Consider the following 25489-nt stretch of genomic DNA (forward strand, 5'->3'; position numbering starts at 1 on the left):
AGGGCCTTCTTGCAGGTGCGGCCGGGGGGATTCGAACCCCCACGGGATTTCTCCCACGGCGTTCTAAGCGCCGCTCGGCTGCCTGTTACGACACGGCCGCGAGGTGCTGCCATGGTAGCGGCCCGGTATCGGCTGCGGCGAAGGACGCCTCATTCACTGCGGCGGCGACCTCCTCGGCACCACGTGCTGGTGATTGCGTGGCAGTTGGGGCACAGCAGCCGGAGGTTCCCGAGCCTGTTGTCACTCCGGTCGCCGTTGACGTGGTCCACCTCCAAGGTCATGGGAAGCCCGAGCCATTCGGGCGGAGCGCCGCAGTCGGCGCAGCGCTCGGGCACATCTGCATCGCGGAGGGCGCGGCGCAGCTGTGCGGTCTTCGCGCGCCGTCCATCCTCCCGCTTGACGAGGATCTCGTCAGCGGATCGCGGCGGGCAGGTGCCGGGTTTGCCGCGCTGATGGGCCTGCCCCAGGAAGTGCGATGTCGAGAGCCCCTCCTCGCGGATCCAGCGCTTCAGCCTCTCGTTGAGCGTTCCGTTCGCCGGGAGGCCGAGCAGGCTCAGGGTTCCGGACAGCGAGACCGACGCGGCCACGGCCTCGATCAGCGCTGTACTCGAGGGCCTCGGGTGATACGTGCGCGCGCTCACCGCCGCCGCCTCTTGGCGCGTCCCCGGTAGGTGTCCGTGGTGGAGTGGCAGTTCGGGCAGAGGAGCCGCAGGTTTTCGCGGCGGTTGTCACGCCAGTTGCCGTCGATGTGGTCCACTTCCAGAGGGAGCGGCCGTCCCGACCAGGTGCCCTCGTTGCCGCACAGCGCGCATCGCAGGGGCACCCCGAGCATGCTCAGTGCGTGCCGGAGGCGGTCGCCGGGAATCCGTCGGGTGCGGTCGCCGCGTTGCTCGACGAGAACCGTCTCGGGCGTCCGGTGCGTACGGGTTCTTCCTGCCGGAGACGGCAGGAAGAAGTGTGAGGTGTCGATGCCGTAGGCCTTCACCTTCCGGCTGATGTGCGTGTGGTGGCCGCCCACCACTTCCAGTCCCAGGTGCCTCAGCACCTCGCACATGTTCGTTGAGGCCGCGACTGCCTCCGCCAGGACCTCCTTGGTCCACTTCACCCCCTCCTTGGCGAAGTGCGAGACGTCCACCCCTAGTCTGCGCATCCTGCCGTGAACGTACCGGCGGGATCCGCCTCGAGGGTCCACCCCGAGCTTCTCCAGCGCCTCGGACAGTGTCTTCGACGTGCTCGCCGCTTCCGCCAGGCGTTCCTTCGTGTACGGACTGACCGGCATCGCGCCCCCGTTTCCGGCCCCGCGTCCGCGCGGCCCCGTACGGGTTAACCGATCAGCATCACGTGAGGTTACGTGCGATAAGCGGAAAGTCCCGCACCACTTCGGTGCGGGACTTTCAGGGGTGCGGGGCCGGACGGGGTCAGATGCCCAGGTCCTTGATGATCTTCGCAACGTGGCCGGTGGCCTTGACGTTGTAGAAGGCGTGCTCGACCTTGCCCTCCTCGTCCACGACCACCGTGGAGCGGATGACCCCGGTCACCGTCTTGCCGTACAGCTTCTTCTCGCCGAACGCGCCGTACGCCGCCAGGGTCTCCTTCTCCGGGTCCCCGACCAGGGTGACCTTCAGGTGCTCCTGCTCGCGGAACTTCGCGAGCTTCTCCGGCTTGTCCGGGGAGACGCCGATGACGTCGTACCCGGCCGTCGCCAGGACGTCCAGGTTGTCCGTGAAGTCGCAGGCCTGCTTCGTGCAGCCCGGCGTCAGGGCCGCCGGGTAGAAGTACACGATCACCTTGCGGCCCTTGTGGTCGGCCAGCGAGACCTCGTTGCCGTCCGCGTCGGGCAGGGTGAAGGCGGGGGCGATGTCGCCCGGCTGGAGTCGCTCGCTCATCTCAACAGTCTCCTCGGGATGGGATCGGTACGGGATGAGCCTAAGCTGACGTCACTGACAGACTGTTCATGACGGATCACACGCATCACTACGACGGAGGCAGCGCGGTGCCGGAAGCCAGGACCCCCGCACAGATCGAGGCGGACATCGTCCGCCGCCGCGAGCAGCTCGCCGAGACGCTCGACGAGATCGGCGTGCGCATGCACCCGCAGACGATCATCGGGGACGCGAAGGCCCGGGTCGCCTCGGCGGTGGACCAGACGGCCGGCCGTGCCTTCGTCGCCGTGAACCGGCTCGTCACCGACGTGCGGGACGGCCTGCGCCACGAGGACGGCGCCCCGCGCTTCGAGCGGATCCTGCCGGTCGCGCTCGTCGCCGTCGGCGTGGTCGGCCTGCTGGTGGCCTCCTCGCGCCGCAAGCGGTGACCACCCGGTGACCACCCTCCGGCTTACAGGGCGGACGGCGGCAGGTAGGTTCGAGGCGTGAGCGAGAACACCACCCACGACAAGCTGCCCATCCGCATGCTCCACGACCGCGTGCTCGTGAAGTCCGACACGCCCGAGGGCGAGCGGCGCTCGGGCGGCGGCATCCTCATTCCGGCGACGGCCGCGGTGGGCAAGCGGCTCGCCTGGGCCGAGGTGGTCGCGGTCGGGCAGAACGTGCGCAGCGTCGAGCCCGGCGACCGGGTGCTGTACGACCCGGAGGACCGTGCCGAGGTCGAGGTGCGCGGGGCGACGTACGTGCTGATGCGCGAGCGGGACCTGCACGCCGTGGCGGCGGAGCGGCTGGAGGGGTCGAAGGACTCCACGGGGCTGTACCTCTGAGACACGGGCGTGCGAAAGGGCCGGTGACCGTCGTCACCGGCCCTTTTTGCGTGCCCTTTGCTACGGTGGAGCAGAACCCCCGACGAGACGCGCCGTACCGGGTAGCAGGACGCAAAGACGACGCACCCCGTTTCCGCTCTCGTCCCGGAGGTGCCTGTCATGGCCTGGGTTCTTCTTCTCGTCGCCGGTCTGCTCGAGGTCGGCTGGTCGATCGGCATGAAGTTCACGGAGGGCTTCACCCGGCTCTGGCCGTCCGTGTTCACCGGTGCCGGGATCGTCGCGAGCATGGTGCTGCTGTCGTACGCGGCCAAGACCCTGCCCATCGGTACGGCGTACGGGGTGTGGGTCGGCATCGGTGCGGCCGGGGCGGCGGTGCTGGGGATGGCGGTGCTGGGTGAGCCCGTCACCGCCGCCCGGATCTTCTTCATCTGTCTGCTGCTGGTCGCGGTGGTGGGGCTGAAGGCCACCTCCGGGCACTGATCACCCTCATTCGAGGAAGTGGGACGGCGGGCGGCGGCGGCCCGGGCCCTGGGTGGTGCCTCCGGTGGTCTGGCCGCCGTTCGTCTGGCCGCCGTTGGTCTCGCCTCCGGTGGTCTGGCCGCCGTTCGTTTCGCCTCCGGTGGTCTGGCCGCCGTTGGTCTGGCCCCCGGTGGTCTGGCCGCCGTTCGTTTCGCCGCCGGTGGTCTGGCCCCCGTTCGTCTGGCCCCCGTTGTCCTGCCCGCCCTGGGTCTGGCCGCCGTTCGGCGGTCCCGGCGGGGTGGGGGGTCCCGGCGGGGTGGGCCGGTCGGGGCGCTGCCACGGCGGGCGGCTGCCGTCGGGCTGCTGCGGGCCGGTGGGCTGGACCGGCGGGGGCGGCGGGAGCTGGGCGGCGCCGGGCTGGAGCTCCAGGTCGAAGTCCTCCGGGTCGGTGGCCTCCAGGGCCGTCTTCGTGTAGGCCGCCCAGATCCGGGCGGGGTAGCCGCCGCCGCCGATGCGGGCCTCGCCGAGCGCCCCGTACAGGGACTGGAGGGTGCCGGTGTCGGGGTCCTGGCCCATCACCGAGACCACCGTGACGAGGTCCGGGGTGTACGCGGCGAACCAGGCGGCGCGGTCCAGCTCGGCGGTGCCCGTCTTGCCGGCGGCCGGGTGGCCGGCGGCCAGGGCCTCCGTGCCGGTTCCGTTGTCGACGACGCTGACCAGCATGGACGTGGTGGTGTCGGCGGCCTCGCGGGGGACGGCCTGGCGGGGGGTGCGGTCGGGGAGGTGGATGTCGTCGCCGTCCTTGGAGATCTTCTCCAGGAAGGTGTACGGGGTGTACCGGCCGTGGTCGGCGAGGGTGGCGTAGGCCTGGGTCATGTCCACGACGCTGGCCTGCATGGTGCCGAGGGCCATGGCCGGGCCGACGACGAAGTTGGGGGTGTCCTCGGGGATGCCGAGGTCGATGGCGGTCCGCTTGACCTTCTCGGTGCCGACGTCGACGACCATCTGGGCGAAGACCGTGTTGACGGAGAGGTCGGTGGCGGTGTTGACGGTGATGTCCCCGTACGACTGCTGGCCCTCGTTCTCGGGGGCGTAGGGGATGCGGGTGCCGACGACGCGGCGCTTGTTGTCGCCGTTGTAGATGGTGTTCGGGGTGATGCGGCGGCCGTCCTGGGTGCGGGAGTCGTTCTGGACGGCGGAGGCGAAGACGAACGGCTTGAAGGTGGAGGCGACCTGGTAGTCGTGGCGGGTCGCGTTGTTCACGTACTGCTTGGTGTAGTCGATGCCGCCGTAGAGGGCGACGATCTTGCCGGTGGCGGGGTCGATGGAGGCCCCGCCGGCCCGGACCACGCGGTCCACGGGGCGTGCCCCGGGGTCGAGCTTGTCCATCAGCTGCTTCTGGACGGCGTCGACGAAGGCGGCCTGGCGGCGCTTGTCGATGGTGGTGGTGATCCGGTAGCCGCCCTCGGCGAGGGTCTTGTCGTCGAGGATCTTGTGTTCGGCGATGTAGTCCTTGACGGCTTCGACGAGGTAGCCGCGCTGTCCGGAGAGGCCGGCGGCGGCGCGGACCTTGCCGGGTTCGGGGAACCGTGCGGCGGTGCGTTCCTCGGGGGTCATCCACTTCTTCTTGACCATGCCGTCGAGGACGTAGTTCCAGCGGGCGGTGGCGCGGTCGCGGCTCTGGGGGTGGGAGACGACGTCGAAGGCGCTGGGGGAGTTGAGGAGGGTGGCGAGGTAGGCGCCCTCGGCGGTGGTCAGCTTGTTGACGTCCTTGCCGTAGTAGGCCTGGGAGGCGGCCTGGATGCCGTAGGCGTTGCGGCCGAAGTAACTGGTGTTCAGGTACCCCTCCAGGATGTAGTCCTTCGACTTCTCGCGGCCGAGTTTGATCGCGATGAAGAACTCCTTGACCTTCCGTTTGATGGTCTGTTCCTGGCCCAGGTAGTAGTTCTTGACGTACTGCTGGGTGATGGTCGAACCGGACTGGGTGCCCTTGCCGGTCGCCGTGTTCCAGGCGGCGCGGACCATCGCCTTGGGGTCCACCGCCCGTTCGGAGTAGAAGTCCCGGTCCTCGGCGGCCAGTACGGCCTCCTGGACGCCCCGGGGGACCTGCGACAGGGGGACGTTGACGCGGTTGACCTCGCCGTCGCGGGCGAGCTGGGAGCCGTCGGCGTAGAGGTACACGTTGGACTGGGCGGTGGCGGCGGCGTTGGCCGGCGGGATGTCGACCAGCAGGTAGCCGGCGACGAGCGCGCCGCCGATCAGGAGGGCGACCAGCAGCAGGGTGCCGAGCACCATGCGCCAGGTGGGCAGGAGGCGGCGCCAGCCGGTGCGTCTGGGGCGGGCCTTGGGGCGCTTGGCCCCGCTGGGGGGCCGGTTCGGGGTGTCGGGGTCGCGAGGGGGCCAGCCGGGGGGTGGTGACTGGTCGCTCATCTCCGGGGCTCCTCGTGACCGTGGGAAATATCCACATTTTTACCTCATGGTGTCCGGATGGACTGGCGTAAAACGGTCGCGTGGCTCGCCCCTCCGCACTAAGCTCGCGCGCTTTGGCCGACGTGGGAACGATGAGGGGAAACGGAGGGATGCGGTGGGGCTGCACACGGCGCGTCTGTACACGGCCGTCGCGGCCGGCGGATTCCGGCGCTACGCCACCTACGGGACGGCGACTGCCGCAGGGGTGTTCACCAACACCGTCTTCGGCTTCATCGTGGCGTACACGTACGTCGCCCTGTGGGACGAGCGCCCCCACCTCGGCGGCTACGACCAGGCCCAGGCCCTCACCTTCGTCTGGGTCAGCCAGTCCCTGCTGGCCGCCGGCTCGCTCATCGGCGGCGGCTTCCAGGAGGAACTCCAGGAACGCATCCGTACGGGTGACATCGCCGTCGACCTGTACCGCCCGGCCGACCTCCAGGCGTGGTGGCTCGCGGCCGACCTCGGCCGGGCCGGCTTCCAGCTGCTGGGGCGCGGGGTGCTGCCCCTGGTGGCCGGGGCGTGCGCCTTCACCCTCGCGCTGCCCTCCGACCCGCTGCGCTGGATGTTGTTCCTGGTGTCGGTCTGCCTCGGGCTGGTCGTCGGGTTCGGGGTGCGGTACCTGCTCGGGCTGGCGGCGTTCTGGCTGCTGGACGGGGCCGGGGTCAACATGATGGCCACCGTCGTGACCATCTTCTGCTCCGGGATGCTGCTGCCGCTGACCGTCTTCCCGGGCGGCTTCGGCGAGCTGGTGCGGCTGCTGCCGTGGGCCGCGATGCTCCAGGTCCCGCTGGACGTGCTGCTCGGCACTCACACCGGGGCCGGGGGAGCCGTACGGGCGCTCGGCTTCCAGGCCGCGTGGGCGCTGGCCCTGCTGGGCGCGGGGCGGCTGGTCCAGTCGGCGGCGACGCGGAAGGTGGTGGTCCAGGGTGGCTGAGGCGACGGTGGACCGCAGTACGCGGATGCCCGGCCGCGGTCTGCCGCACGAGCAGGCACGGGCCGGCGGCCGGCTGCGGGAGGGGCTGCGCGGGTACGGGCTGATCGCCGGGATGTGGATCCGCTCGACCATGACGTACCGGATGTCGTTCCTGCTGGCCACCGTCGGGAACGCGGCGATCACCGCCCTCGACTTCGTCGCGATCGCCGTCATGTTCTCCCACGTGGACGCGCTGGGCGGCTTCACCCTGCCCGAGATCGCACTGCTGTACGGGGCCTGCTCCGCCTCCCTGGGCCTGGCGGACCTGCTCCTCGGCAACACCGACCGGGTGGGCGTCCGGATCCGCGACGGCTCCCTCGACACCATGCTCGTACGCCCCGTCCCGCTGCTCGCCCAGGTCGCCGCGGACCGCTTCGCGCTGCGCCGGCTGGGGCGGATCGCGCAGGGGCTGGGGGTGCTGGGCTGGGCGCTGTCGGTGCTGGACGTCCAGTGGACCCCGGGGAAGGTGCTGCTGGTGCCGGTGATGGTGGTGGCCGGGGCGGGGATCTTCGGCGGGGTGCTGGTGGCCGGCGCGGCCTTCCAGTTCCTCGCCGGGGACGCGGCGGAGGTGCAGAACTCCTTCACGTACGGGGGCTGCACCATGCTCCAGTACCCGCCGACCGTGTTCGCGAAGGAGCTGCTGCGCGGGGCGACCTTCGTGGTCCCGCTGGCCTTCGTCAACTGGCTGCCCGCGCTGTACGTGCTGGGCCGGCCCGATCCGCTGGGGCTGCCGGGGTGGGTGGCGTTCCTGAGCCCGCTGGTGGCCTTCGCGGTGTTCCTGCCCGCGTCGCTGGCGTGGCGGGCGGGTGTGCGTTCGTACCGGAGTACGGGGAGTTAGGGGTAGGCAGTGCCGGATGCGTTGATCTCGTTGGACGGGGTCGAGAAGGTCTTCGACGTGCGGCGCCGGGTGGGGCTGATGCGCCGGGAGAAACGGCAGGTCAGAGCCGTGGACGGGATCAGCTTCGCGATCGCGCGCGGGGAGGTGGTCGGCTACATCGGGCCCAACGGGGCCGGGAAGTCCACCACCGTCAAGATGCTGACCGGCATCCTCACCCCGACCGGCGGCCGGCTGCGCGTCGCCGGCATCGACCCGGCGCGGGAGCGGATGCGGCTCGCGCACCGGATCGGGGTGGTGTTCGGGCAGCGCACGACCCTGTGGTGGGACCTGCCGCTGAAGGACTCGTACGGGCTGATGCGCCGGATGTACCGGATCCCGGCGGCGCGGTACGCGGAGAACCTGGAGCGGTGCGTCGAGCGCCTGGACCTGGCCGAGCTGCTCGACGTACCGGTACGGCAGCTGTCGCTGGGGCAGCGGATGCGCGGGGACATCGCGGCGGCGCTGCTGCACGATCCGGAGGTGCTGTACCTGGACGAGCCGACGATCGGGCTGGACGTCGTCAGCAAGGCCAAGGTGCGGGGCTTCCTGCGGCAGTTGAACGAGGAGCGCGGCACCACGGTGCTGCTCACCACCCACGACCTCCAGGACATCGAGCAGCTGTGCGAGCGGGTGATGGTGATCGACCACGGCCGGCTGATGTACGACGGGGCGCTCGGCGGACTCCACGCCCTGGGTGAGGGCAGCGAGCGGACGCTGGTGGTCGACCTGGAGCGGGAGCTCCCGCCGGTGGAGGTGGCGGGGGCCCGGGTGGTGAGGGTGGAGGGGCCGCGGCAGTGGCTGGCGTTCCCGGCGGGGGAGTCGGCGGCCCCGCTGGTGGCGGCGGTCGCGGCCAGGTACCCGCTGCTGGACCTGTCGGTGCGGGATCCGGACATCGAGGACGTGATCGCGCGGATGTACGCGGGGCGGGGGTAGGGCGTGAGGGTAGGGGGTGGGGGATTGAGGTAGGGGGAAATCAGGGTTCGCCCCGGGGTGGGGCGTCGGGTGTCTGCATAGGGTGGGCCATATGAGTGACGAGCGGCCGGAGAAGCCGTTGCCCGAGAAGACCTCGTTGGAGAAGACCTCCTTGGAGAAGGCGGCAGGGGAGCCGCCCGCGATGCGGGCGTCGGACGCCGACCGCGAGCGCGTGGTGGACCGGCTGAGGGACGCCGTCGCCGAGGGCCGGCTCGACATGGACGAGTTCGAGGAACGGCTGGAGGCCGCGTACACGTCCCGTACGTACGCGGAACTCGAACCGCTGACCCGCGACCTCCCGGCGGCCGGCTCCTCCCCGTCCTCCCTGTCCTCCCCGTCCTCCCCGTCCCCCGTTCCTTCCGCTCCGGCCCACTCGTCGGCATGGCCGGAGCGGATCGGCGGTACGGGGACCTCCGCCACGGCCGTCGCCGTCATGTCGGGCTTCCAGCGCAAGGGCCGCTGGACCGTGCCCGCCCGCTTCAACGCCGTGGCGATCTGGGGCGGCGGTGAGCTCGACCTGAGGGAGGCGGACTTCGCGGAGCGCGAGGTCGTCATCACCTGCGTCGCCGTCATGGGCGGCATCGAGATCACCGTCCCGCCGGGCGTCGAGGTCGACGTACGCGGCATCGGCATCATGGGCGCATTCGACCAGGGCAAGTCCCAGGACTACCGGCCGGAGCCCGGCGCCCCGCGCGTCGTCGTCAACGGCCTCGCCTTCTGGGGCGGGGTCGCGGTCAAGGTCAAGCAGCCGAAGGGGCCGAAGGGGCCTAAGGGGGAGAAGGGGCTCGGCGGGGGTACGCCGCGCAAGGAGCTGTAGGGCAGCCGGCGGCGCGCCGGGAACTCCCCGGACCTCCCGGGAGTCGGATGCTATGCAGACAAAACCGGCCATCGGGGGAAGGGCAGGAGCGGCACGTGAACAGCAGCACGGGTGAGCGTACGAGGGGCGGCCCGGCGGCCCCGCCACGGGGAGGGTTCGTCTTCAACGCGGCGGACGAGGAGCGGCAGCGCGGAGTCCGCCGGATGAAGGCGACCGCGACGGGGCTGCTGATCCTGGTCGCGGTCGTCTACGTACTGGCCAAGTGCGCGCAGAACGCCTGGGGCGCCGGAGCCTGGGCCGGGTACGTGGCCGCCGCGGCCGAGGCGGGCATGGTGGGCGCCCTCGCGGACTGGTTCGCGGTGACGGCCCTCTTCCGGCGGCCGCTGGGCCTGCCCATCCCGCACACCGCGATCATCCCCACCAAGAAGGACCAGCTGGGGATCTCCCTCGGGGAGTTCGTCGGCGAGAACTTCCTGTCGGCGGACGTGGTCCGCGCACGGCTGCACTCCCTCGGCATCGGCGGCCGGCTCGGCGCCTGGCTGGCCGAACCCGCGCACGCCGACCGCGTCACGGCGGAGCTGGCCACCGCGCTGCGCGGAGCCCTGACCGTGCTGCGGGACTCCGACGTACAGGCCGTGGTGGGCGAGGCCATCACGCGGCGGGCGGAGGCGGCGGAGATCGCCCCGGGCATCGGCAAGACCCTGGAGCGGGTCGTCGCCGACGGCGGCCACCACCGCGCCGTCGACCTCGTGTGCGCCAAGGCCCACGACTGGCTGGTCACCCACGGGGACTCGGTCATGGACGCCGTCCAGGGCGGAGCCCCGGGCTGGACCCCGCGCTTCGTCGACCGCAAGATCGGCGACCGGGTGTACAAGGAGCTCCTGCGCTTCGTCACGGAGATGCGCGACATGCCGGGCCACCCGGCGCGCGGGGCGGTGGACCGCTTCCTGCGGGACTTCGCGGCGGACCTCCAGTCGGACACGGAGACGCGGGCGCGGGTGGAGCGGCTGAAGTCCGAGGTCCTCGCGCGGGACGAGATCCAGGACGTGATCGCCTCGGCGTGGTCCGCGATCCGCACGATGATCATCTCGGCGGCGGAGGACGAGCAGAGCGAGCTGCGGCTGCGGGTCCGGTCCTCGCTGATGTCCCTGGGCGCCCGGCTCGCCACGGACGGGCGCCTGCAGGAGAAGGTGGAGGGCTGGATCGAGGGCGCGGTGGTGTACGTGGTCACCACGTACCGCAGGGAGATCACCTCGCTGATCACGGACACGGTGGCGGCCTGGGACGCCGAACACACCTCCCGCAAGATCGAGGCCCACATCGGCCGCGACCTCCAGTTCATCCGCATCAACGGCACGGTGGTGGGCGCGCTGGCTGGGCTGCTGATCTACACGGTGTCGCGGGTGCTGGGGGGATAGGGGCGGGGATAGGGGCGGGGCGGCACTGCCCCCGGCCGTGCCGGGGTGCGCAGCGCGCGGTCGCGCGGCGAGGGGGCTCACCCGGGCGGTCTCTGAGCCGGTTTGGGGGTTTCCCGTCAGTCCCATCGTCCTTCCGTGTCGTGCCGCCCTGTCAAGGGCGCTCCCTTCGGTCGCGTCGCTTCGCGATGTCGCTGCGCTCCACCCTTGACAGGCCGTCCCGCCCCGGAATGCCGAAAGACTGCCGGGAAACCCCCAAAAGGAACGGTCATAGGGGGAGAGAGGCGAGAAGCGGGCCTTTCGGAGATGAGGCGAGGGGCCGGGCGCCGGCCCGCTGGGCATACGGGCTCCCACGTCTGCGATTCCGGGCCGGGGAGGCGGCTACCCGCACGAGAGGCCGAAAAGAGCAGCCCAGGGAGCAGCCAGGCGCACCAGATCGCTACGCGCTTCTCATGTCTCAGCGTCCGACGGCCGCCTTGGGCCGATCCCCGCACCAGAAGACAACCAGGACAGCCCGGGAAGCGTATGGGCGCGGCAGATCGCTACGCGCTCCTCCCGGCTCGGCGTCGCACGGCCGCCCGGGGCTGATACCGCCACGAGAGGCCGAAAAGAGCAGCCCAGGGAGCCGAGAGGCGCACGGCAAATCCAGCCCCGCCGGCGTTTTGAGGCGCGGGGGTCTGGGGGCGGAGCCCCCAGGAGGGGTCCGGGGCGCAGCCCGGGGGTGCTTCCAGCCCCGCCGGCGATTGAGGCGCGGGTCCGGGCGGAGCCCGGGGAATGGTGGAAGTGGGGGTCCCCCCGGACGGAGTCTGGGGGAGGGTAGGGGACAGCTCCGCGCAGCGGCCCCCCACCCGCAGCCCCCTGGGCCCGGAGGGAGTGGCCCTCGGCCCGGGGAGCGGGGTACGGCTCGGGGCCAGGGGACGGGGACCGGTCCCCGGGGGCGGTCAGGCGGAGCGGTCCGCCACGGCCCAGGCGGTCGCGGCGACGACACCGGCGGCGCCGACGACGGCCGGCCACGCCCCGACCTTCTTCGCCAGCGGATGCGCCCCCGCGAAGCCGGCGAGGTACAGCGCCCCGAGACCGGCCGCCGCCGGCACCCCGCCCCGCTTGTGCCACTCGCGCCCGGCCACCAGCCCGGCGGCGCCGAGCACGACACCGCCCAGCGGCCGCTTCTTGGTCCAGCGGGCCACGGCGTAACCGCCGACCAGCCCTGCCGCCGCCACCGCGGAACTCGGTACCCGAGCCATCTCGAACTCCCTCACACGTCGTGTCTTGCGATGAACTGCCCTGCACACGGCCGGCACCGGAACCGACACCGGCACCGGTACCCGACCCGTCAAACCTAACGCGGGCGCCTCGACGCCCGCCGGACCCCCACCGCCCCGAGCACGAGCACCGCCCCGCCGACCACGGCGTCCGGCACCGCCTCCCGCACCGCGCGCGGCAACAGCGCGACGACCCCGAGGACCAGGAGGAAGGCGAGCGCGCACCGCCCGGCCGCCCGCAGCAGTCTGTCCGTGTTCACGGTTGCTCAACGCCCCACCCCCATCCGCGACACGGACGACGCCGAGGCGATTTGTCGCACACTCGCCGGTTCTGCGCATCACCGGATACGGGAACCTCATGCGCGTAAATTCGGTCTTCCAGCAGGAATCCCCCCAATCACCCCAGGAGTCGACACAGTGATCTCCTACGGACGCACCGTCCTGGACCTCCAGGACGAGCTGGTCGACGCCTACGCCGAGGTCTTCGCCGCCGCGCCCTGGAACGAATGCGAAGAAACCATTCGCCAGTTCTCCACCCGCCTCCAGACGGACGTCCGGCGCCCCGGGTTCCGTATGGCCTTCGCCCAGTCCGAGGCCGGCGTGGACGGCTTCGCCACCGCCTGGCTGACCCCCGAGCCCTTCCCCCAGCACCGGGCGTACCCCCAGGTCGCCGCGCAGCTCGGACCCGACCGGGTGCGGGAGCTGCTCGTCGGGGCGCTGGAGATCGACGAGCTCGCCGTACGGGCCTACGCGCGCGGCCACGGCACCGGCCGGGCCCTGCTCGCGGAGATCACGGCGGACGCCCCGCAGCGGCGGGCCTGGCTCCTCACGTCCCGGCTGGCCACGGACACGGTGGCCACGTACCGCCGTCTGGGCTGGCACGAGGTGCAGGCGCTGCCCGGCACCCAGACGGGCGTCGTCGTCTTCCTGTCCCCGGACCACCCGGGCCGGCCCGGCTAGACCGGACGCGCAGCGGGCATCACCGGGCCGTGATCACACCCGGAACCGCCAAAGTCGCCCGCCGCCAGCTCGGCCTCGCCACCCGCCACCAGCTCACCGCCACCGCCGGGGTCCCCGGCGGCACCGTCACCTCCCGCACCCGCCCCGGCGGGCCCTGGCAACGCCTGCTGCCCCGCGTCTACCTCCTCCAGATGGGGCCGCCCGACCACCGCCAACGGGCCCTGGCCGCCGTCCTGTACGCCGCCGACCCGGCCGCGGACCCGCTCTCCGGCGAGACCGCCGCCCTCACCGGCGCCGCCGCCCTCTCCCTCCTCGGCATCCGCGACACCCCGCCCGCCCCGGCCGACGTACTGATCCGCGCTCCGCGCCGCCTCGCCGGCACCCCGGAGGTCCGGCCCCTGACCACCTCGCGCTGGCCCCGCACCATCACCGTCACGGGCGTCCCCAGCGCCCGCCCGGTCCGCGCCGCCGCCGACTTCGCCGCCCGCTGCCCGAGCCCCGACCGGGGTCCGCTCGGTCCTGGCCCACGTCGTCCAGTCCGGCTGGTGCCACCCGCACGACCTCCACGCCGAACTCCGCAGCGCCCGCCTCCTGGCCCGCCCGGCGATCCGTGCCGCCGCCGGGGAACTCCTGGCCGGGGTCCGTTCGCCGGCCGAGGCCCGGGCCCGCGACGCCCTCACCGGCACCGACCTCCCGACCCCGCTGTGGAACGCCCGCCTCCACACCCCGGACGGCACCTTCCTGGCCAGCCCGGACGCCTACTGGCCCGACGAGGGCGTGGCCCTGGAGATCGACTCGGCGGAGTACCACTACACCCGTGACGCCTGGCAGGCCACCCTCCGCCGCCGCCTCCGCCTGGAAGCCCACGGCATCCTGGTGGCCAGCGCCACCCCCTCGATGATCCGCGACACCCCGCACGAGGTAATCGCGGCCCTCCGCACCCTCCTGCTTCTGGCCACCACCCGCCCCACCCCACCCACGGCCCTGGCCAAGGGCCACCAGCAGCTCACGCTGTTCAACTCGGCGGAGGGCGCTAAACTCCAGGCGCCATGAGCAAGAAGCCAGAATCGGGTGAGTGGGCCCCGCCTCCGGGGTCCTGGGCATCGTCTCCTGGAAACCGGCGCAGCATGCTGGGAAACCGGAGTCGGGACACCTCGCCCGAGCGGGCACTGCGGTCACTCGTGCACGCCCGAGGCCTGCGCTACCGGGTAGCTGCCAAACCTCTTCCTAAGATGCGGCGCACGGCAGATCTGGTGTTCGGTCCCACGAAAGTAGCCGTCTTCGTTGACGGATGCTTCTGGCACGGATGCCCGCAGCACTTCGTGCCACCCAAGACCAACCCCGACTACTGGAGCGAGAAGATCAGCGGCAATGTGCGCCGCGACCGGGAGACGGACGACAGGCTTGCCGCCGAAGGCTGGCTGGTCCTCCGGTTCTGGGAGCATGAGGCCGCGGGGGACTGTGCTGCTGCGGTGTGGGACGCAGTCACAGGTCGTCGTTCGGGTACTCGGAAGTAGAGCTTGCGCCCCGCTTAGGAAGGCGTGCTGGAGGGCACTGCTTCGCCTGGAGTGCGAGGTGTGCCAACTCGCGCTTCCGCGGCGAACAGGGTTCCCTCAGAGGCCGCATCTGTGCCTTCCGGCTCTGGGTCGCCTTCCATCTGATAACCCTTGAGGAGCTCGCTCCGGTGTTCCGGACGAAGGACGGCCGCGATGGCCCGTCCCACGGCCTCGGCAACCGGCGGCGGGAAGGCATTGCCCACCTGGCGGTACCGTGCGGTCTTGCCGCTGCCTGCGAACGTCCAGTCCCTGAAGCCCTGGACTGCGGCGGCTTGGTCGACCGTGAGCATTGGGCCGTCCTTGCGGAACAAGTCCCGCTTCGGAGCTGCCTCGTGCTTGTCGTTGGCTACACCCTTCGCGTCCACATGCAGGGCGGCCCAGGCCTTCTTGGCACGCGTGGGGCCGAGGTCGGCGCCACCATGCTTCTTGGAGCCGCCGACCAGGGTGGGCGCCACGGTGACACCGGACTCCTCGGCCTCTCTCAGCCAGTCCTTGTACACCTGCTCGCCGGTCAGAACCGACTCGCCCACCTCGAACTCGACATCCCAGTAGTCCGAGTACCGGTCCCTCATGGTGGATTTGAGGGTCTCTACCAGGTTGTCCCCGGGCAGGGTGTCCTGCAGAGGCCAGACGAAGTCCGTGTGGTTGTCCACGTCCTCGTGGAACGCGACCAGGATGGCTCGGGGGCGCAGCTGCGGCACGGCAAACTTGTTGGCGTCCATACGCCGCCAGATTTTCCGCATGCGCTGGTCCTGCTGCTTCGCGGTCATAGCATCCGGGATGTCCGGGATGGCGTACCCGATATCCTTGAGCTTCCTGATGATGCGGAGCCGGTAGTCAATAAATACCTCCGGCGGCTCGAGAATTCCGCGGACGTTCTCGATCAGGATTGCTCGGGGTTTGAGGTCCGCGACGATCTCCAGCATGCTGGGGAAAAGGTCTCGCTCATCGTTTTCTCCCAGTTGCTTTCCGGCCAGGGAGAAGGGGGGGCAGGGGACGCCGCCCGCCAGGAGATCGATGTTTCTGCCGCCGCGCGCCCTTTGGAGGTCCTTGATTGCCTGGTGCTCAGGAGATCCCAGGAATTCACGGACATCGGACGGCCGCAGCGCCTCGATCTTCTGCCGGGTCCAGCCCGGCCAGGTGCCGACGTTCGCCTTGAGGGTTTCCACAGCGTTGGCGTCCCACTCGACCAACGCTGCATGGTCGAACCCGGCCTGGTGGAGGCCGGAAGCCTGGCCGCCTGCGCCTGCGCAGATCTCGACCGATACCAGCGGGTCGTCGAAGCTGGGGCGGGGTCGCCGCGCGGTCATCGCTGGTCTCCTCATGTGTGGCGCGAAACATCCAGTGTGGCAGGTACGCCAGGATGCATCCTCACACGGGAGTCGGACATCTGGGCGCCGAAGTGCTCGCGAGGCACTCCGGCGCCCGCCTCCTGTCAGCGCCGCCTGAGGTGCTGGAGCAGGGAGGCGACGTCGGCTGGAGCCAGTCCGGCCGCCACGGAGGGCTCCTCCTGCAGGTCCGCGAGCTGCTGGACGGTGGGGTCGTCGAGGATCTTCCCCATGAACTCCAGCTTGCGGTCGAGACGGGCCTCCACCACCTCGTCGATCGTGTTCCGAGCCGCCAAAACAGTGACACGGGTCTCAGTGTCGGGCGCCAGTCCGAGGCGGTGGATGCGGTCGAGGCTTTGGAGGTAGCGGCCGGCGACGAAGTCGCGGTCTACGTAGACCGCGTCATGGCAGACGTGGTGGAGGCTGATGCCCTCGCCCAGAGTGGCGGGGTTCGAGATCAGCACATGGCAGTCCTTGCTCTCGCGAAACCTCCGGATCTCGTCATCGCGGTCCGGTGTTCCACCATGCACCACGGCTGGCGAGAATCCGGACAGAAGGCGCTCCAATGTGGTCAGGCTGCGGACGAAAGTCGACCAGACTAGCGTTTTGCGTCCTTCCTGGGCGTTCTTTGCAACGATCGCGGCGACTTCCTGGTATTTCGGCGAGAGTTCATAGTCTGGAAGATCCTTCATGAGCGCGTACAGGGAATGCCCGCGCGGGATTTCCAGAGGAGGGAGCTGGTAGGCCAGTGGCTCGTACCGGCTTCCGCCGTCCAGGAGGAGAGCGGGGCTGGTTGCCGCCATCAGGAGGCGCAGAGCGGTCTTTCCCAGCGCACTCAGATCGTCCTGCCCGGACCGTGAGTCCTCGCTGCCGATCAGGGCCTCGTAGATTTCGGCGTGCAGAGGGGGGAGCTCTACGTAGCGGACCCGGGGCTCCATCGGGGGAAGGCCGAGCTCCAGCTTGGTGGTCCTGGTGAACAGCGGCCGGAGGGTGCGGCTCGCCTCCGCCAGGTCCCCGCCGGCCACTGCGCGTGCCACCGCACGCTGGCCGTGACCGGGCCAGACGAAGCCCAGGAGGTTCTCGAGATCCTTCCTCCCGTTGGGGGCAGGAGTGCCCGTGAGGATGAGGCGGCGGCGGGCGAGCGGGCCCAAGGCCATGCAGGCAGCGCCGTAGGTGCCGCGAGCCCCGAGCTTCATCCGGTGAGCCTCGTCAAGGATGAGCAGAGCTGGCTCCGACTGAAGCCATGCCGTCAAGACAGGCAGCGCGCGGTCCAGCCGCTCGTAGTTGACGATGAGGACTTCGGCGTAGTCGTCCATAGTCCCGTCGACCACGTGAGGCCGGAGACGGTGGCGGAAGCAGACAGCGGTTTCGTACTTCCAGGACTCGTAGGCGGACTTGGGACAGACCACGAGAAGGCGCGACACATTTCCGCGGGCCTTCTCCGCTGCGTACACGCCGAGTGCCACGCGCGTCTTGCCGGCGCCGGGCACGCTGAAGTTGGCGCCGTGCTGCAAGGAGAGCAGCTTTGCGATGTCCCTCTTCTGGAACTCTCCGAGCTCGGCCTTCCACTCGTCGCCCAGCATGGCAGGGACATCTTCAGGTGCGACTTCGGCTGCAGACGCGGCTTCCGGGTCGGTGAGGCGCTGCTCGACCTTGGCGGCGTCTTGGATGCTGCCGATGACAAGCTGCTGTAGGTCCGGAGCCCATTCGACGCCTGCCTGGTCCGGCCATTGGGCAAGCTGATCGACCCGGGTCAGCAGGTCGTCCACATCGGCCACAGCCGCCGTGGGGCCGAGCTGGCCGGCGGTGCGGAACCGTCCGGCCAGCTGCACCAGTGCGTCCGCATACTCGGCGGACACTTTGAAGACCACCCTGGTGCGGGTCTCGTCGAATTCCAGGCGCAGTGAAGCGCCAGTGGAAGTGTCCACGGTCACGAGCGGCCGCCGGACACTGCGTCGATCAGCCAGGCGACACCGTCTGCGGGGTCGTCCCCAATCCTTTCCGCCTGCGACGCGAGCTTGGTGAGGCTGTCCCGCAAGAGAAGCAGGGCGTCGTCGAAGGCCTGCTTGTCCAAGCTCCGGGAGGCCCGCGCCTGCACGAGGTCGACCGTGCACTGGTCGATCGCGGAGCAGGCGTCCGCGAGCCGCGCCGGTGCCAGCTGCTTGCGCTTGCGGACCCGGGCGTCGCGGCCGGCGTCGTCGATAGCCTTGTCGAAGGCGGCCTTGGCAGCGGCTACGGTTTCGCGTGCTGCCGCCTTCTCGCTTTCAGGCGCGACGGGACTGTCGGCTAGGGCCTTCGCGCGCAGTACACGGTCGTTCAGCGCGCGCGCCGCGGATACCTTCGAGGTCGTTCCCTTGACGGCGATCCCGAGGCCGGGGATGGAGACGGACTCCTGCACAGCCCCCGTATCGCCTGCCAGTTCGACAGGAAGCGCCTTGGAGAGGTATCCAGCCTTGGCGAACTCTTCATCGATGTGGCGGACGTCGGTCTTCGAGAAGCCGAGCAGGATGGCGCAGAGGCGCCATTCCTTCAGGAGGTCAGCCTCGTCCGCCTCCACCTCAGAGAGGTTCTTGTAGAGGCGCTCCAGCTCCTTCAGCTTCTCCTGGTCCATCTCGAAGTCGATCAGGCTCAGTGATGCCTCGCCGGTCCTGCTGCGCTCGATGAGCTCGCGGACCGCGGAGAGGATCCACCGTTCCTGGTGATAGGTCTTCGTCTGCACCCGGAACTCCCGTGCGATGTCCTCGGGTGTCCTCCCGAGCTGGGCCTGCTCCTCCATCGCCAGCAGCCTGTTGACGTAGGAGTAGTCCCGGCGGTGGTCCTTGCGCAGCTGGAGCGAGAGCTCTACAGCGTTGATGTCTGCCCAGGTGAAGGACGACGGCAGGACACCGACCCGCATAGATGTCTTGCCCGCCTCGCGGAGCGCGGCGGCGCGGGTGTTGCCGTTGACGAGCACGCCGTGGTGGGTGACGAGGCCGGGGTCGTTCTGGCCGTACTGGAGCAGGCTCTCCTTGAGCTTGTCGAACGCGGTGTCGCGGACCCGAGGGGCAGAGGGGTCGGCCTTCAGCAGGTCGGCGAGGTAGCCCTGGCCTTCGGCGCTATAGGGGTCTGCCTCCAGCTGCTGGTCCCGAGCGGGGTTGTGGGTTCGCTGCGCGCGGATGCGATGTGTACCCGGGTTGAAGTAGAGGCTGTCGAGTGGAAGCTCGATGACCTCCACGTGAATGGTCGTGCCGTTCCAGTCAATGCTGACGGTTTCCCGGGTCCCCCCGGCTGCCTTGACGTCCTCGAGCCGCTTGCGGATCAGCTCGCTGAACTCTTCCGCGCGCGGCGGTGGCGCGAATTCCCGGAACACAGTCCACACCTCTTCTTCTTTGTTTTCACCGTGTTGGTGCCGAATTTTGCGCAGGCTTGCTACTGGTTCTGCTGTACGGCCGCTCGGACGGCCTTCCGCGATACCTCCGGAAGGGTCTGGAGGATTCCCCAGATCTGCTCCAGGGGCCCCCGCGTCCGCTGGCCAGCGTCGATCCATGCGCCGAGAGCGGTCTTCTCGATAGAAGTCAGGAGGCCTACCTCGGCCAGCAGTGTGGCGAGGTCCACCTCGCTGGTGCCGCCGGCCACGCACTTGCCGCAGACGGTGACGAGCTGCTCCTCGGACGTTCCGTCGGCCAGGAGTACGCTGCGGCGGGCGATGGCGAGCTGCGACGTGCCTGAAGACCCGTCCGGGTACTTCTCTCCCACTCCGATCCCGCAAGTCCGACAGAGGAAGCTGTCGTCGCTCCAGACCTTTGCCCGCTGTGTGGAGGTCAAAGTGTTCCGCTGCTTGGCGGCGGCCTGGCCCGGCAGCCAGATTTCGGCCCCCCGGGCGACGTACTTCTGCTCCTGCTGCTTCAGCGACGGGTCCTCGCGGTGCGTGTCGATCTGCCAGTTGTGGTCCCGGAGTTCGCGGACGCGCCGGTCGATCTGGGCGACGTTGGGGAAGGCCTCGCGCAGTTCGGCCTTTGTGAAGACCCCTCCCACCCCTACCTTCGTCTCCAGCCACAGCGCAGCCTGCACCTTGGCGCCGTACTTGGGGTCCTGCCAGTAGGGCAGGGCGGCACTGCCAGTGCTGTCGGTCATTCCGTACTCCGTTCAGTGAAATAAGCGTGGAACGAGCAGGGCGGATCGTCCGGGATCCCGGATTTATTTCGAGCTCGGCGGTGTCGATGTTAACCGTGAAGGAAGGAGAAACGAGCCCCCCGTTGATGTGGTGATCTGCACCACATCGAAAAAATCCCCTGGGGGTGGCGCGGCATATCTAGGGGAACCCTCCGGCGTGGAGCGGATGTTGAGTCTATTTCATGCAGGCGGCCCCTTGTCTAGTCGTTTCCGTGTTGCCAATTAAGTGGAAATTATTCGTTGCCATTTAATTGGCAACACTCGGAATTGTCGATTCCAGTGATACCGATTCTCCCGGGGGGTTAGTGTTCACTCGTGCGGCATGGCGGTATTGGCTGAGGGGTGGGTGTGGAGTGCAGCGCAGAGGTTCAGCAGCAGCGGTCGGCGGAGGCGCGGGACGAGGCGGATTCGCGACCCGCTTTCTTGCTCCACTCCTAGCGGTTGCGCAGGAGGGGCCGTCAGGAAGTGTGGAGCCGCGCATCTCCCGGCGGCGGGTCGCAGCGATGCTGCAGGACGCTGGCTGCGATGTCAGTGCCAGCAGTCTGACGCGCTACTTGCAGGGCGACAGGCGCCCGGAGCTGGAGTTTGTCCGCGCCTTGTACGACCTGGCCGCCGCACGCAGCCAGCTGTCAGCCCCGGCCGGAATCCGGTGGGGGGATGTCGAGGCGGCGCACCGGCGCATCGCGTGGTGCAAGAACTGCGCAGACCTCGACGACGCGCTTGCAACCCTCCGGGCGGAGAACAGGGAGAGAGCGGAGTCTCTGGAGGCCCTGGCGGAGGAGGTGGCCGGCTTGCGCAAGCTGGCGAAGGCGGTCCGGCGCCGAGCGGCGCTTCCGCCGGTCCCCCCTGCTGAGGGGGACCGGCGGAGCGACCTTTCTGATGCCGCTGCCGCCCGGACCTTTGCGGCCACTGCGGCGGAGCTCTACTCCAATGGCCGGCCGGATGCCGCCGTTGCGGCACTCTCGGATGCCGTTCGCTTCCTCACTGCCGAAGAGGCCGTCGCGGCTTTGGAGTTCCTCCACTGCGGTCAGCACACGCAGCTTGAGGAGTCCTTCGGCCAGATGGTCGCGCGAGACCGGTCCGCGGCGACAGTAATCGAGGTAGCGGTCGAGCTGAGGGGGCGCCAGATGGTCGGACTCGCTGACGGAATCCTGGAGGCGGCCGCTGCAGGCGCGGCCCGCCGCCGCGAAGCGGCGGGGTGAGCCGTCCCGGGTCTCGTGCTCGTGTCGGCGGGCGAGTCGGGACCAGGGACGGCGGCCCGGCGCCGGCGGGCCGGGGAGGGACTATCAGGCGTCGATGATTCCGTGGCACTCCGTGTACGGCTTGCCCGAGGTGCACCAGCAGGGGGCCGTGGGGGTGGGGGGCCAGGGGGTGGCTTTGCCTCGGGCGGCCAGGGTGGTGGCGTATTCCGGGAGGAGGGCCGGGGAGGCCGGGGAGGTTTTCTCCGAGGCCGCGAAGGCTTCGTACGAGGGGACGCTGCCCGTCACGATGCCGAGGTTCGTGGTGCCCGAGGCCGCCAGGGCGCGGAGGGAGGATTCCACCGCCGTGAGGTGGGCCTCGCGGGAGGGGTACTCCGTCGAGAGGGTGGGGTACGAGGTGAGGAGCTCGGACAGTTCGCGGGCCGGCCAGTGCAGGATCGCCACCGGGAAGGGGCGGGACAGGGCGGCGCGGCGGTCGCCGAGTTCGGCGCGCAGGCGGGCGATCTCGGCGCGGAGTTCGGCCGGGTCGTTGGAGCCCAGGGCCCAGATGCGCTTCGGGTCGTGGAGTTCGTCCAGCGGGATCGGCCCGATGTGGCGGGTGTCGGCCACCATGTCCCAGTCGTCGTGGGGCAGGGCGAGGAGCCGGCGGACGCGGTGGCGGCCGGTCAGGAGTGCGGTCGTGGCGTGGGTGAGGGGGGTCTCCTCCGAGGTGAGGAGGGTGGCCGCCTCGGTGAAGCACTCGTGGGAGGCTTCCAGTTCGTCGTGTGATTCCAGGGCTTCGGCGATGACTTCCCAGGGGGCCGGGTCCGTGGGGGCCGCCGCGCGGATGCCGGAGATCAGGGCGCGGGCCTCGGCCTCGTGGCCGTACTCCCACAGGTTCGCGGCCTGGCGGGCCTTGATCAGGTGGGGGTGGGCGGGGGAGGCGGAGAGGAGTTGGTCGTAGAGGGCGCTCGCGCGCTCCCGGGCGTCGGCCAGTTCGAGGTGGGCCGCGGCCTGGAGGAGCAAGGGCTCCTGGTCCTCGGGGTAGCGGGTCGCCGTGCGGATCAGACGCTCGGCTTCGGCGGTGTGCTCGGCAGGCGTGTCGGGGCGCATGGTTCACACCGTACTGCTGCTGGTCAGTTGAGGGGGTAGGTCTTAAGGTGCCCGCCGTGCGGGATCGCGTGCGGGTGGTGGTGCAGGGGGGCGGCCGGCGGGTGGAGCGGGCGGGCTTCGCGCGGCTGTTGTGGGTGGGTGCCGAGGTGCTCACCACGCTGGGTGTGGTGGTGGCGCTGCTGGTCGTGCACCAGGTGTGGTGGACCAACCGGCAGGCCGCGGCCGCCGCCCGGGAGCAGGTCCAGGTGTTGGAGGAGGGGTGGGGGGAGGCGCGGGGGGAGGGGGCGGGGAGTTCGCCGTCGTCCGAGGTGCGGGAGTCCGTGGATGAGGGGGGCGGTGGTGGGGATCCGGTGGTTGTCGAGGGTGGGTCCAGTGGGCCTCCGGTGCCGCCTGCTCCGGGGAAGGGCGGCGGGGTGGCGTCGCCGTCGCCGGCGCAGCCGGGGAGGGGCGTCGGGGGGAAGGCTCCGGCGGCGCGGGTGCCCGCGCCGGCGCGGGACGAGGCGTACGCGGTGTTGCGGATTCCGCGGCTCGGGCTCGCCGTGCCCGTCGCGGAGGGGGTCGACAAGCGGGCCGTGCTGGACAAGGGGTACGCCGGTCACTACCCGGGAACCGCGCAGCCCGGTGCGGAGGGGAACTTCGCGCTCGCCGGGCACCGGAACACGCACGGGGAGCCGTTCCGGTACCTGAACCGGCTGCGGGACGGGGACGAGGTGTACGTCGACGTGCGGGGGCGGCGGTACGTGTACGTGGTGGGGAAGGTGCTGGCGGAGACGAGCCCGGGGGACGCGGGGGTGATCGCGCCGGTGCCGCGGAGCGGGGTCAAGCCCGGGTACGGCTATGAGGCGGCCGGTTCCTACATCACGTTGACCACGTGCACGCCCGAGTACACCTCCAAGTACCGGCTGGTGGTGTGGGGGACCCTCAAGACCGTTGTCGGTGCGGACCGTTAGTATCGGTTGTGGGTTCGTCAGTTCGAGGAGGGGCGGTGGGGATGGTGTTCGAGCGGTTCGTTCGTGCGCGGACTTTCCTCGTCTCTTCCGTCCTGTCGTCCTCGCGAGTGGTGCAGTTGCTCGTCGCGCTGTTGCTGCTCGGCGGCTTCCTCGGGCTGGTGTCCGGGGAGGCGGGGCTGGCCGCCGGTGTGGTCGTCCTGGCCTCCGCCGTCGCCTTCGGGGCCGCCGTGCTGGCCGCGTGCCTCGTACGGCCCGTGCCGCCGCACCGAATACGTACCGCGATCCGTGATCGCGAGCAGCGCACGGCGTTCCTGCCGCAGCGCGATCCCGACGCCTCGGGCCGGTCGCGGCCCAGGGCACCCGGCCGTCCTGTCCTGACGGCCGCGTAGGGGCGCGCAGTGCCTGCTGCCTCCTGCTGATCCATCGCTGTTGTCGCCCCTCGCGGGTCGTCACGCCGAAACGCATTTTTTCGACGTCTGACGAGACCCTCCGGAGGGCCCGCGTGTCCGTTTTCACTGATCTTGTCGTCGAGCTGGGCCGGCTCATGGAGCCGGTGCTGGCCGATTCCGCGACCGCTGCCGCGATCGTGCTGTTCACCGTGCTGGTGAGGCTCGCCCTGTATCCGCTGGGCCGTGCCGCGTTCCGGGCGGCCACCCCGGTGGCGGGCTGCCTGCCCATGCTGCTGCAGCTGCCGGTGTTCTTCCTGATGTACCGGTCCTTCTCCTCGGACGGGGAGCTGCTCGGGCACCGGCTGTTCGCCGCGCCGCTCGGTGCCCGCTGGACGGAGGCGCTGGCGGAGGGCGGCCCGTTCGGGGCGCAGGGGCTGGTGTTCCTCGGGCTGTTCGCGGCCGTCGCGGTGGTGGCCGCCTGGAGTGCGGTGCGGGGGCGGCGGGCTGCCGCGGCCGCGCCGGTGCCGGTGTCCGTGCCGGTCGTGGGGAAGGGCAAGGGGGCCCAGCCCGCGCTGAGTGCCGAGCAGGTGGAGGCCATGCGGAAGGTGGGCGGCGTGCTGCCCCTGCTGTCGTTCGGGACGCTGGTCACCGCGGCCGTGGTCCCGCTCGCCGCCGGGCTCTATCTGCTGACCACCACCGCCTGGTCGGTCGGGGAGCGGGCGTGGCTCCAGTACCGCAAGGACAGCGCGGCGCGTTCCAGTCTGTGAACGGGGTCTTGCGGATTGGTCGGACATCTTGGAGGATCGACCAATCCTCCGATGGCCGCAACCCATCGGCCGGCCCGTGCCATGCCCGTTCCACCGGCATGCCCATGGGCCGACCACCCACGACCACGGGAGAATGCCCATGAAGCTGCTGCGTGTCGGACCCGCCGGGTCGGAGCGCCCCGCGCTGCTCGACCAGGACGGGACCCTGCGGGACCTGTCCGGTCTGATCACGGATGTGGACGGCGCCCTGCTGTCCGACGAGTCCGTGCTGTCCCGGGTACGGGAGGCCGCGGAGGGCGGCGAGCTGCCGGTCCTGGACGCCGAAGGGCTGCGGATCGGCTCCGCGGTCGGCCGGATCGGCAAGGTCGTGGGCATCGGGCTGAACTACTTCGGGCACGCGGCCGAGATCGGTGCGGAGCCGCCGGCCGAGCCGATCCTGTTCCTGAAGGCCGCGGACACCGTGGTCGGCCCCGACGACACCGTGCTCATCCCGCGCGGCAGCGTGAAGACCGACTGGGAGGCCGAGCTCGGCGTCGTCATCGGCAGCACCGCCCGCTACCTGGGCTCCGCCGAGGAGGGCCTCGCGCACGTCGGCGGCTACACGCTGGTCAACGACGTGTCGGAGCGCGAGTTCCAGATCGAGCGCGGCGGCACCTGGGACAAGGGCAAGAACTGCGAGACCTTCACCCCGCTGGGCCCGTGGCTGGTCACGGCCGACGAGATCCCGGACCCGCAGGTCCTGGACGTCAAGCTGTGGGTGAACGGCGAGCTCAAGCAGGACGGCAACACCGCCGACCAGATCTTCCCGGTCGGCGAGGTCGTGCGGTACCTGAGCCATTTCATGACCCTGTACCCGGGCGACGTCATCGTCACCGGCACCCCGGCCGGCGTGGCCATGGGCCAGCCGGAGCCGAAGCCCTACCTGCGGGCCGGCGACGTGGTGGAGCTGGAGATCGAGAAGCTCGGCCGGCAGCGGCAGGAGTTCAAGAGCGCGTAGTGCCGGATGCCGGGTGCCTGAGCCTGGCGCCGGGTGCGGGGAGGGGCGGGCTGCCCGTGGCCCGGCTGGTACGAGACGTTCGGCGCGCTGACCCCCGCCAGCCGCTGGCTGCCCGCCGCGCCGGGCGAGACCCCGGACGGGGAGC

27 protein-coding genes, 1 tRNA gene and 1 riboswitch are annotated in these 25489 nt (G+C 70.5%); of the genes, 16 read left to right on the forward strand and 12 right to left on the reverse strand.

Annotation, left to right across the window (positions count from 1 at the left end; genetic code table 11):
- Positions 1–16: 16 nt before the first annotated feature.
- The 4 genes from ACQKM2_RS07965 to bcp all read right to left on the reverse strand — a co-directional run bounded on the left by ACQKM2_RS07965 (position 17) and on the right by bcp (position 1886).
- Positions 17–100 (reverse strand) — tRNA-Leu (locus tag ACQKM2_RS07965).
- 49 nt (positions 101–149) lie between these two features.
- Entirely contained in the window at positions 150–641 is a 492-nt protein-coding gene (locus ACQKM2_RS07970) for an HNH endonuclease (protein WP_427707489.1), read from the reverse strand.
- Positions 638–1279, reverse strand: coding sequence for an HNH endonuclease (locus ACQKM2_RS07975; RefSeq protein WP_427707491.1), 642 nt, complete (start codon positions 1277–1279; stop codon positions 638–640). The genes ACQKM2_RS07970 and ACQKM2_RS07975 overlap by 4 nt, the downstream gene beginning before the upstream one ends.
- Before the next feature lie 139 nt (positions 1280–1418).
- Entirely contained in the window at positions 1419–1886 is a 468-nt protein-coding gene (bcp, locus tag ACQKM2_RS07980; protein WP_007264334.1) for a thioredoxin-dependent thiol peroxidase, read from the reverse strand.
- Between the two features lie 107 nt (positions 1887–1993).
- On the opposite strand from bcp, the gene ACQKM2_RS07985 reads away from it, so the two are divergent.
- From ACQKM2_RS07985 to ACQKM2_RS07995, 3 genes are all read left to right on the forward strand, one after another.
- Positions 1994–2311 carry a DUF3618 domain-containing protein gene (locus tag ACQKM2_RS07985; protein WP_427707757.1) on the forward strand — a complete coding sequence of 106 codons (318 nt, stop codon included), beginning with the start codon at positions 1994–1996 and terminating at the stop codon, positions 2309–2311.
- A 57-nt stretch (positions 2312–2368) separates the two neighbouring features.
- A complete protein-coding gene (locus ACQKM2_RS07990) occupies positions 2369–2710 on the forward strand; it encodes a GroES family chaperonin (protein WP_079427293.1) in 342 nt (113 codons plus the stop codon).
- A 52-nt stretch (positions 2711–2762) separates the two neighbouring features.
- Positions 2763–2837: riboswitch (guanidine-III (ykkC-III) riboswitch) on the forward strand.
- Between the two features lie 32 nt (positions 2838–2869).
- A complete protein-coding gene (locus ACQKM2_RS07995) occupies positions 2870–3190 on the forward strand; it encodes a DMT family transporter (RefSeq protein ID WP_030158619.1) in 321 nt (106 codons plus the stop codon).
- 6 nt (positions 3191–3196) lie between these two features.
- Here the strand turns inward: ACQKM2_RS07995 and ACQKM2_RS08000 are convergent, their stop codons facing one another.
- The gene (locus tag ACQKM2_RS08000) at positions 3197–5599 is read right to left on the reverse strand and encodes a transglycosylase domain-containing protein (protein ID WP_427707495.1); all 2403 of its coding nucleotides are present in this window, start codon (positions 5597–5599) and stop codon (positions 3197–3199) included.
- A gap of 160 nt (positions 5600–5759) precedes the next feature.
- On the opposite strand from ACQKM2_RS08000, the gene ACQKM2_RS08005 reads away from it, so the two are divergent.
- The 5 genes from ACQKM2_RS08005 to ACQKM2_RS08025 all read left to right on the forward strand — a co-directional run bounded on the left by ACQKM2_RS08005 (position 5760) and on the right by ACQKM2_RS08025 (position 10695).
- Positions 5760–6572: an ABC transporter permease gene (locus ACQKM2_RS08005; protein WP_427707760.1), complete on the forward strand. Its 813-nt coding sequence runs from the start codon at positions 5760–5762 to the stop codon at positions 6570–6572.
- Between the two features lie 25 nt (positions 6573–6597).
- Positions 6598–7449, forward strand: a complete 852-nt coding sequence (locus ACQKM2_RS08010; protein ID WP_427707763.1) for an ABC transporter permease — start codon at positions 6598–6600, stop codon at positions 7447–7449.
- A 9-nt stretch (positions 7450–7458) separates the two neighbouring features.
- Positions 7459–8421, forward strand: coding sequence for an ABC transporter ATP-binding protein (locus ACQKM2_RS08015; protein WP_427707497.1), 963 nt, complete (start codon positions 7459–7461; stop codon positions 8419–8421).
- Between the two features lie 181 nt (positions 8422–8602).
- Entirely contained in the window at positions 8603–9277 is a 675-nt protein-coding gene (locus tag ACQKM2_RS08020; RefSeq protein ID WP_427707765.1) for a DUF1707 SHOCT-like domain-containing protein, read from the forward strand.
- 47 nt (positions 9278–9324) lie between these two features.
- Positions 9325–10695, forward strand: coding sequence for a DUF445 domain-containing protein (locus ACQKM2_RS08025; RefSeq protein ID WP_427707499.1), 1371 nt, complete (start codon positions 9325–9327; stop codon positions 10693–10695).
- A 938-nt stretch (positions 10696–11633) separates the two neighbouring features.
- On the opposite strand, the gene ACQKM2_RS08030 is transcribed toward ACQKM2_RS08025, so the two are convergent.
- Positions 11634–11936 (reverse strand): hypothetical protein, encoded by a 303-nt coding sequence (locus tag ACQKM2_RS08030; RefSeq protein ID WP_042800947.1) that lies wholly within the window; start codon positions 11934–11936, stop codon positions 11634–11636.
- Positions 11937–12031: 95 nt separating this feature from the next.
- On the reverse strand, positions 12032–12214 hold the full coding sequence (locus ACQKM2_RS08035; RefSeq protein ID WP_427707501.1) for a hypothetical protein: 183 nt from the start codon (positions 12212–12214) through the stop codon (positions 12032–12034).
- 157 nt (positions 12215–12371) lie between these two features.
- Between ACQKM2_RS08035 and ACQKM2_RS08040 the strand changes: the two genes are divergently transcribed.
- The 3 genes from ACQKM2_RS08040 (at position 12372) to ACQKM2_RS08050 (ending at position 14431) form a co-directional block, all read left to right on the forward strand.
- Positions 12372–12914: a GNAT family N-acetyltransferase gene (locus ACQKM2_RS08040; RefSeq protein ID WP_427707503.1), complete on the forward strand. Its 543-nt coding sequence runs from the start codon at positions 12372–12374 to the stop codon at positions 12912–12914.
- Positions 12915–13691: 777 nt separating this feature from the next.
- Positions 13692–13967 carry a hypothetical protein gene (locus ACQKM2_RS08045; RefSeq protein WP_427707505.1) on the forward strand — a complete coding sequence of 92 codons (276 nt, stop codon included), beginning with the start codon at positions 13692–13694 and terminating at the stop codon, positions 13965–13967.
- A complete protein-coding gene (locus ACQKM2_RS08050; RefSeq protein ID WP_427707507.1) occupies positions 13964–14431 on the forward strand; it encodes a very short patch repair endonuclease in 468 nt (155 codons plus the stop codon). The genes ACQKM2_RS08045 and ACQKM2_RS08050 overlap by 4 nt, the downstream gene beginning before the upstream one ends.
- 14 nt (positions 14432–14445) lie before the next feature.
- On the opposite strand, the gene ACQKM2_RS08055 is transcribed toward ACQKM2_RS08050, so the two are convergent.
- The 4 genes from ACQKM2_RS08055 to ACQKM2_RS08070 form a co-directional block, all read right to left on the reverse strand.
- Positions 14446–15780 carry a DNA cytosine methyltransferase gene (locus tag ACQKM2_RS08055; RefSeq protein ID WP_427707509.1) on the reverse strand — a complete coding sequence of 445 codons (1335 nt, stop codon included), beginning with the start codon at positions 15778–15780 and terminating at the stop codon, positions 14446–14448.
- Positions 15781–15905: 125 nt separating this feature from the next.
- On the reverse strand, positions 15906–17726 hold the full coding sequence (locus ACQKM2_RS08060; RefSeq protein WP_427707767.1) for a DEAD/DEAH box helicase: 1821 nt from the start codon (positions 17724–17726) through the stop codon (positions 15906–15908).
- A gap of 2 nt (positions 17727–17728) precedes the next feature.
- Entirely contained in the window at positions 17729–19156 is a 1428-nt protein-coding gene (locus ACQKM2_RS08065; protein ID WP_427707511.1) for a hypothetical protein, read from the reverse strand.
- Between the two features lie 50 nt (positions 19157–19206).
- Entirely contained in the window at positions 19207–19911 is a 705-nt protein-coding gene (locus ACQKM2_RS08070; RefSeq protein WP_427707513.1) for a hypothetical protein, read from the reverse strand.
- A gap of 542 nt (positions 19912–20453) precedes the next feature.
- Between ACQKM2_RS08070 and ACQKM2_RS08075 the strand changes: the two genes are divergently transcribed.
- Entirely contained in the window at positions 20454–21152 is a 699-nt protein-coding gene (locus ACQKM2_RS08075) for a hypothetical protein (RefSeq protein WP_427707515.1), read from the forward strand.
- A gap of 84 nt (positions 21153–21236) precedes the next feature.
- On the opposite strand, the gene ACQKM2_RS08080 is transcribed toward ACQKM2_RS08075, so the two are convergent.
- Positions 21237–22241 carry an SEC-C metal-binding domain-containing protein gene (locus ACQKM2_RS08080; protein ID WP_427707517.1) on the reverse strand — a complete coding sequence of 335 codons (1005 nt, stop codon included), beginning with the start codon at positions 22239–22241 and terminating at the stop codon, positions 21237–21239.
- 56 nt (positions 22242–22297) lie between these two features.
- Between ACQKM2_RS08080 and ACQKM2_RS08085 the strand changes: the two genes are divergently transcribed.
- The 4 genes from ACQKM2_RS08085 (at position 22298) to ACQKM2_RS08100 (ending at position 25344) form a co-directional block, all read left to right on the forward strand.
- Positions 22298–23191: a class E sortase gene (locus ACQKM2_RS08085; protein WP_427707519.1), complete on the forward strand. Its 894-nt coding sequence runs from the start codon at positions 22298–22300 to the stop codon at positions 23189–23191.
- 41 nt (positions 23192–23232) lie between these two features.
- The gene (locus tag ACQKM2_RS08090) at positions 23233–23580 is read left to right on the forward strand and encodes a DUF6412 domain-containing protein (protein WP_427707769.1); all 348 of its coding nucleotides are present in this window, start codon (positions 23233–23235) and stop codon (positions 23578–23580) included.
- Between the two features lie 113 nt (positions 23581–23693).
- Positions 23694–24347: a YidC/Oxa1 family membrane protein insertase gene (locus tag ACQKM2_RS08095; protein WP_427707522.1), complete on the forward strand. Its 654-nt coding sequence runs from the start codon at positions 23694–23696 to the stop codon at positions 24345–24347.
- A 139-nt stretch (positions 24348–24486) separates the two neighbouring features.
- On the forward strand, positions 24487–25344 hold the full coding sequence (locus ACQKM2_RS08100) for a fumarylacetoacetate hydrolase family protein (protein ID WP_285345782.1): 858 nt from the start codon (positions 24487–24489) through the stop codon (positions 25342–25344).
- The last annotated feature ends 145 nt before the right edge of the window (positions 25345–25489 follow it).

Origin of the sequence: Streptomyces sp. NPDC004126, assembly GCF_050275515.1 — a bacterium.
Taxonomy (GTDB): Bacteria; Actinomycetota; Actinomycetes; order Streptomycetales; family Streptomycetaceae; genus Streptomyces.

Bases quoted from the DNA above. Each gene is read 5' to 3' on its own strand.
- ACQKM2_RS08080 (WP_427707517.1), bottom strand. From the start codon at position 22,241: ATGCGCCCCGACACGCCTGCCGAGCACACCGCCGAAGCCGAGCGTCTG.
- ACQKM2_RS08090 (WP_427707769.1), top strand. From the start codon at position 23,233: ATGGTGTTCGAGCGGTTCGTTCGTGCGCGGACTTTCCTCGTCTCTTCC.
- ACQKM2_RS08025 (WP_427707499.1), top strand. From the start codon at position 9,325: ATGCTATGCAGACAAAACCGGCCATCGGGGGAAGGGCAGGAGCGGCAC.
- ACQKM2_RS08030 (WP_042800947.1), bottom strand. From the start codon at position 11,936: ATGGCTCGGGTACCGAGTTCCGCGGTGGCGGCGGCAGGGCTGGTCGGC.
- ACQKM2_RS08000 (WP_427707495.1), bottom strand. From the start codon at position 5,599: ATGAGCGACCAGTCACCACCCCCCGGCTGGCCCCCTCGCGACCCCGAC.
- ACQKM2_RS08070 (WP_427707513.1), bottom strand. From the start codon at position 19,911: ATGACCGACAGCACTGGCAGTGCCGCCCTGCCCTACTGGCAGGACCCC.
- ACQKM2_RS08075 (WP_427707515.1), top strand. From the start codon at position 20,454: ATGCTGCAGGACGCTGGCTGCGATGTCAGTGCCAGCAGTCTGACGCGC.
- ACQKM2_RS07995 (WP_030158619.1), top strand. From the start codon at position 2,870: ATGGCCTGGGTTCTTCTTCTCGTCGCCGGTCTGCTCGAGGTCGGCTGG.
- ACQKM2_RS08020 (WP_427707765.1), top strand. From the start codon at position 8,603: ATGCGGGCGTCGGACGCCGACCGCGAGCGCGTGGTGGACCGGCTGAGG.
- ACQKM2_RS08100 (WP_285345782.1), top strand. From the start codon at position 24,487: ATGAAGCTGCTGCGTGTCGGACCCGCCGGGTCGGAGCGCCCCGCGCTG.
- ACQKM2_RS08055 (WP_427707509.1), bottom strand. From the start codon at position 15,780: ATGACCGCGCGGCGACCCCGCCCCAGCTTCGACGACCCGCTGGTATCG.
- ACQKM2_RS07975 (WP_427707491.1), bottom strand. From the start codon at position 1,279: ATGCCGGTCAGTCCGTACACGAAGGAACGCCTGGCGGAAGCGGCGAGC.
- ACQKM2_RS08010 (WP_427707763.1), top strand. From the start codon at position 6,598: ATGCCCGGCCGCGGTCTGCCGCACGAGCAGGCACGGGCCGGCGGCCGG.
- ACQKM2_RS08050 (WP_427707507.1), top strand. From the start codon at position 13,964: ATGAGCAAGAAGCCAGAATCGGGTGAGTGGGCCCCGCCTCCGGGGTCC.
- bcp (WP_007264334.1), bottom strand. From the start codon at position 1,886: ATGAGCGAGCGACTCCAGCCGGGCGACATCGCCCCCGCCTTCACCCTG.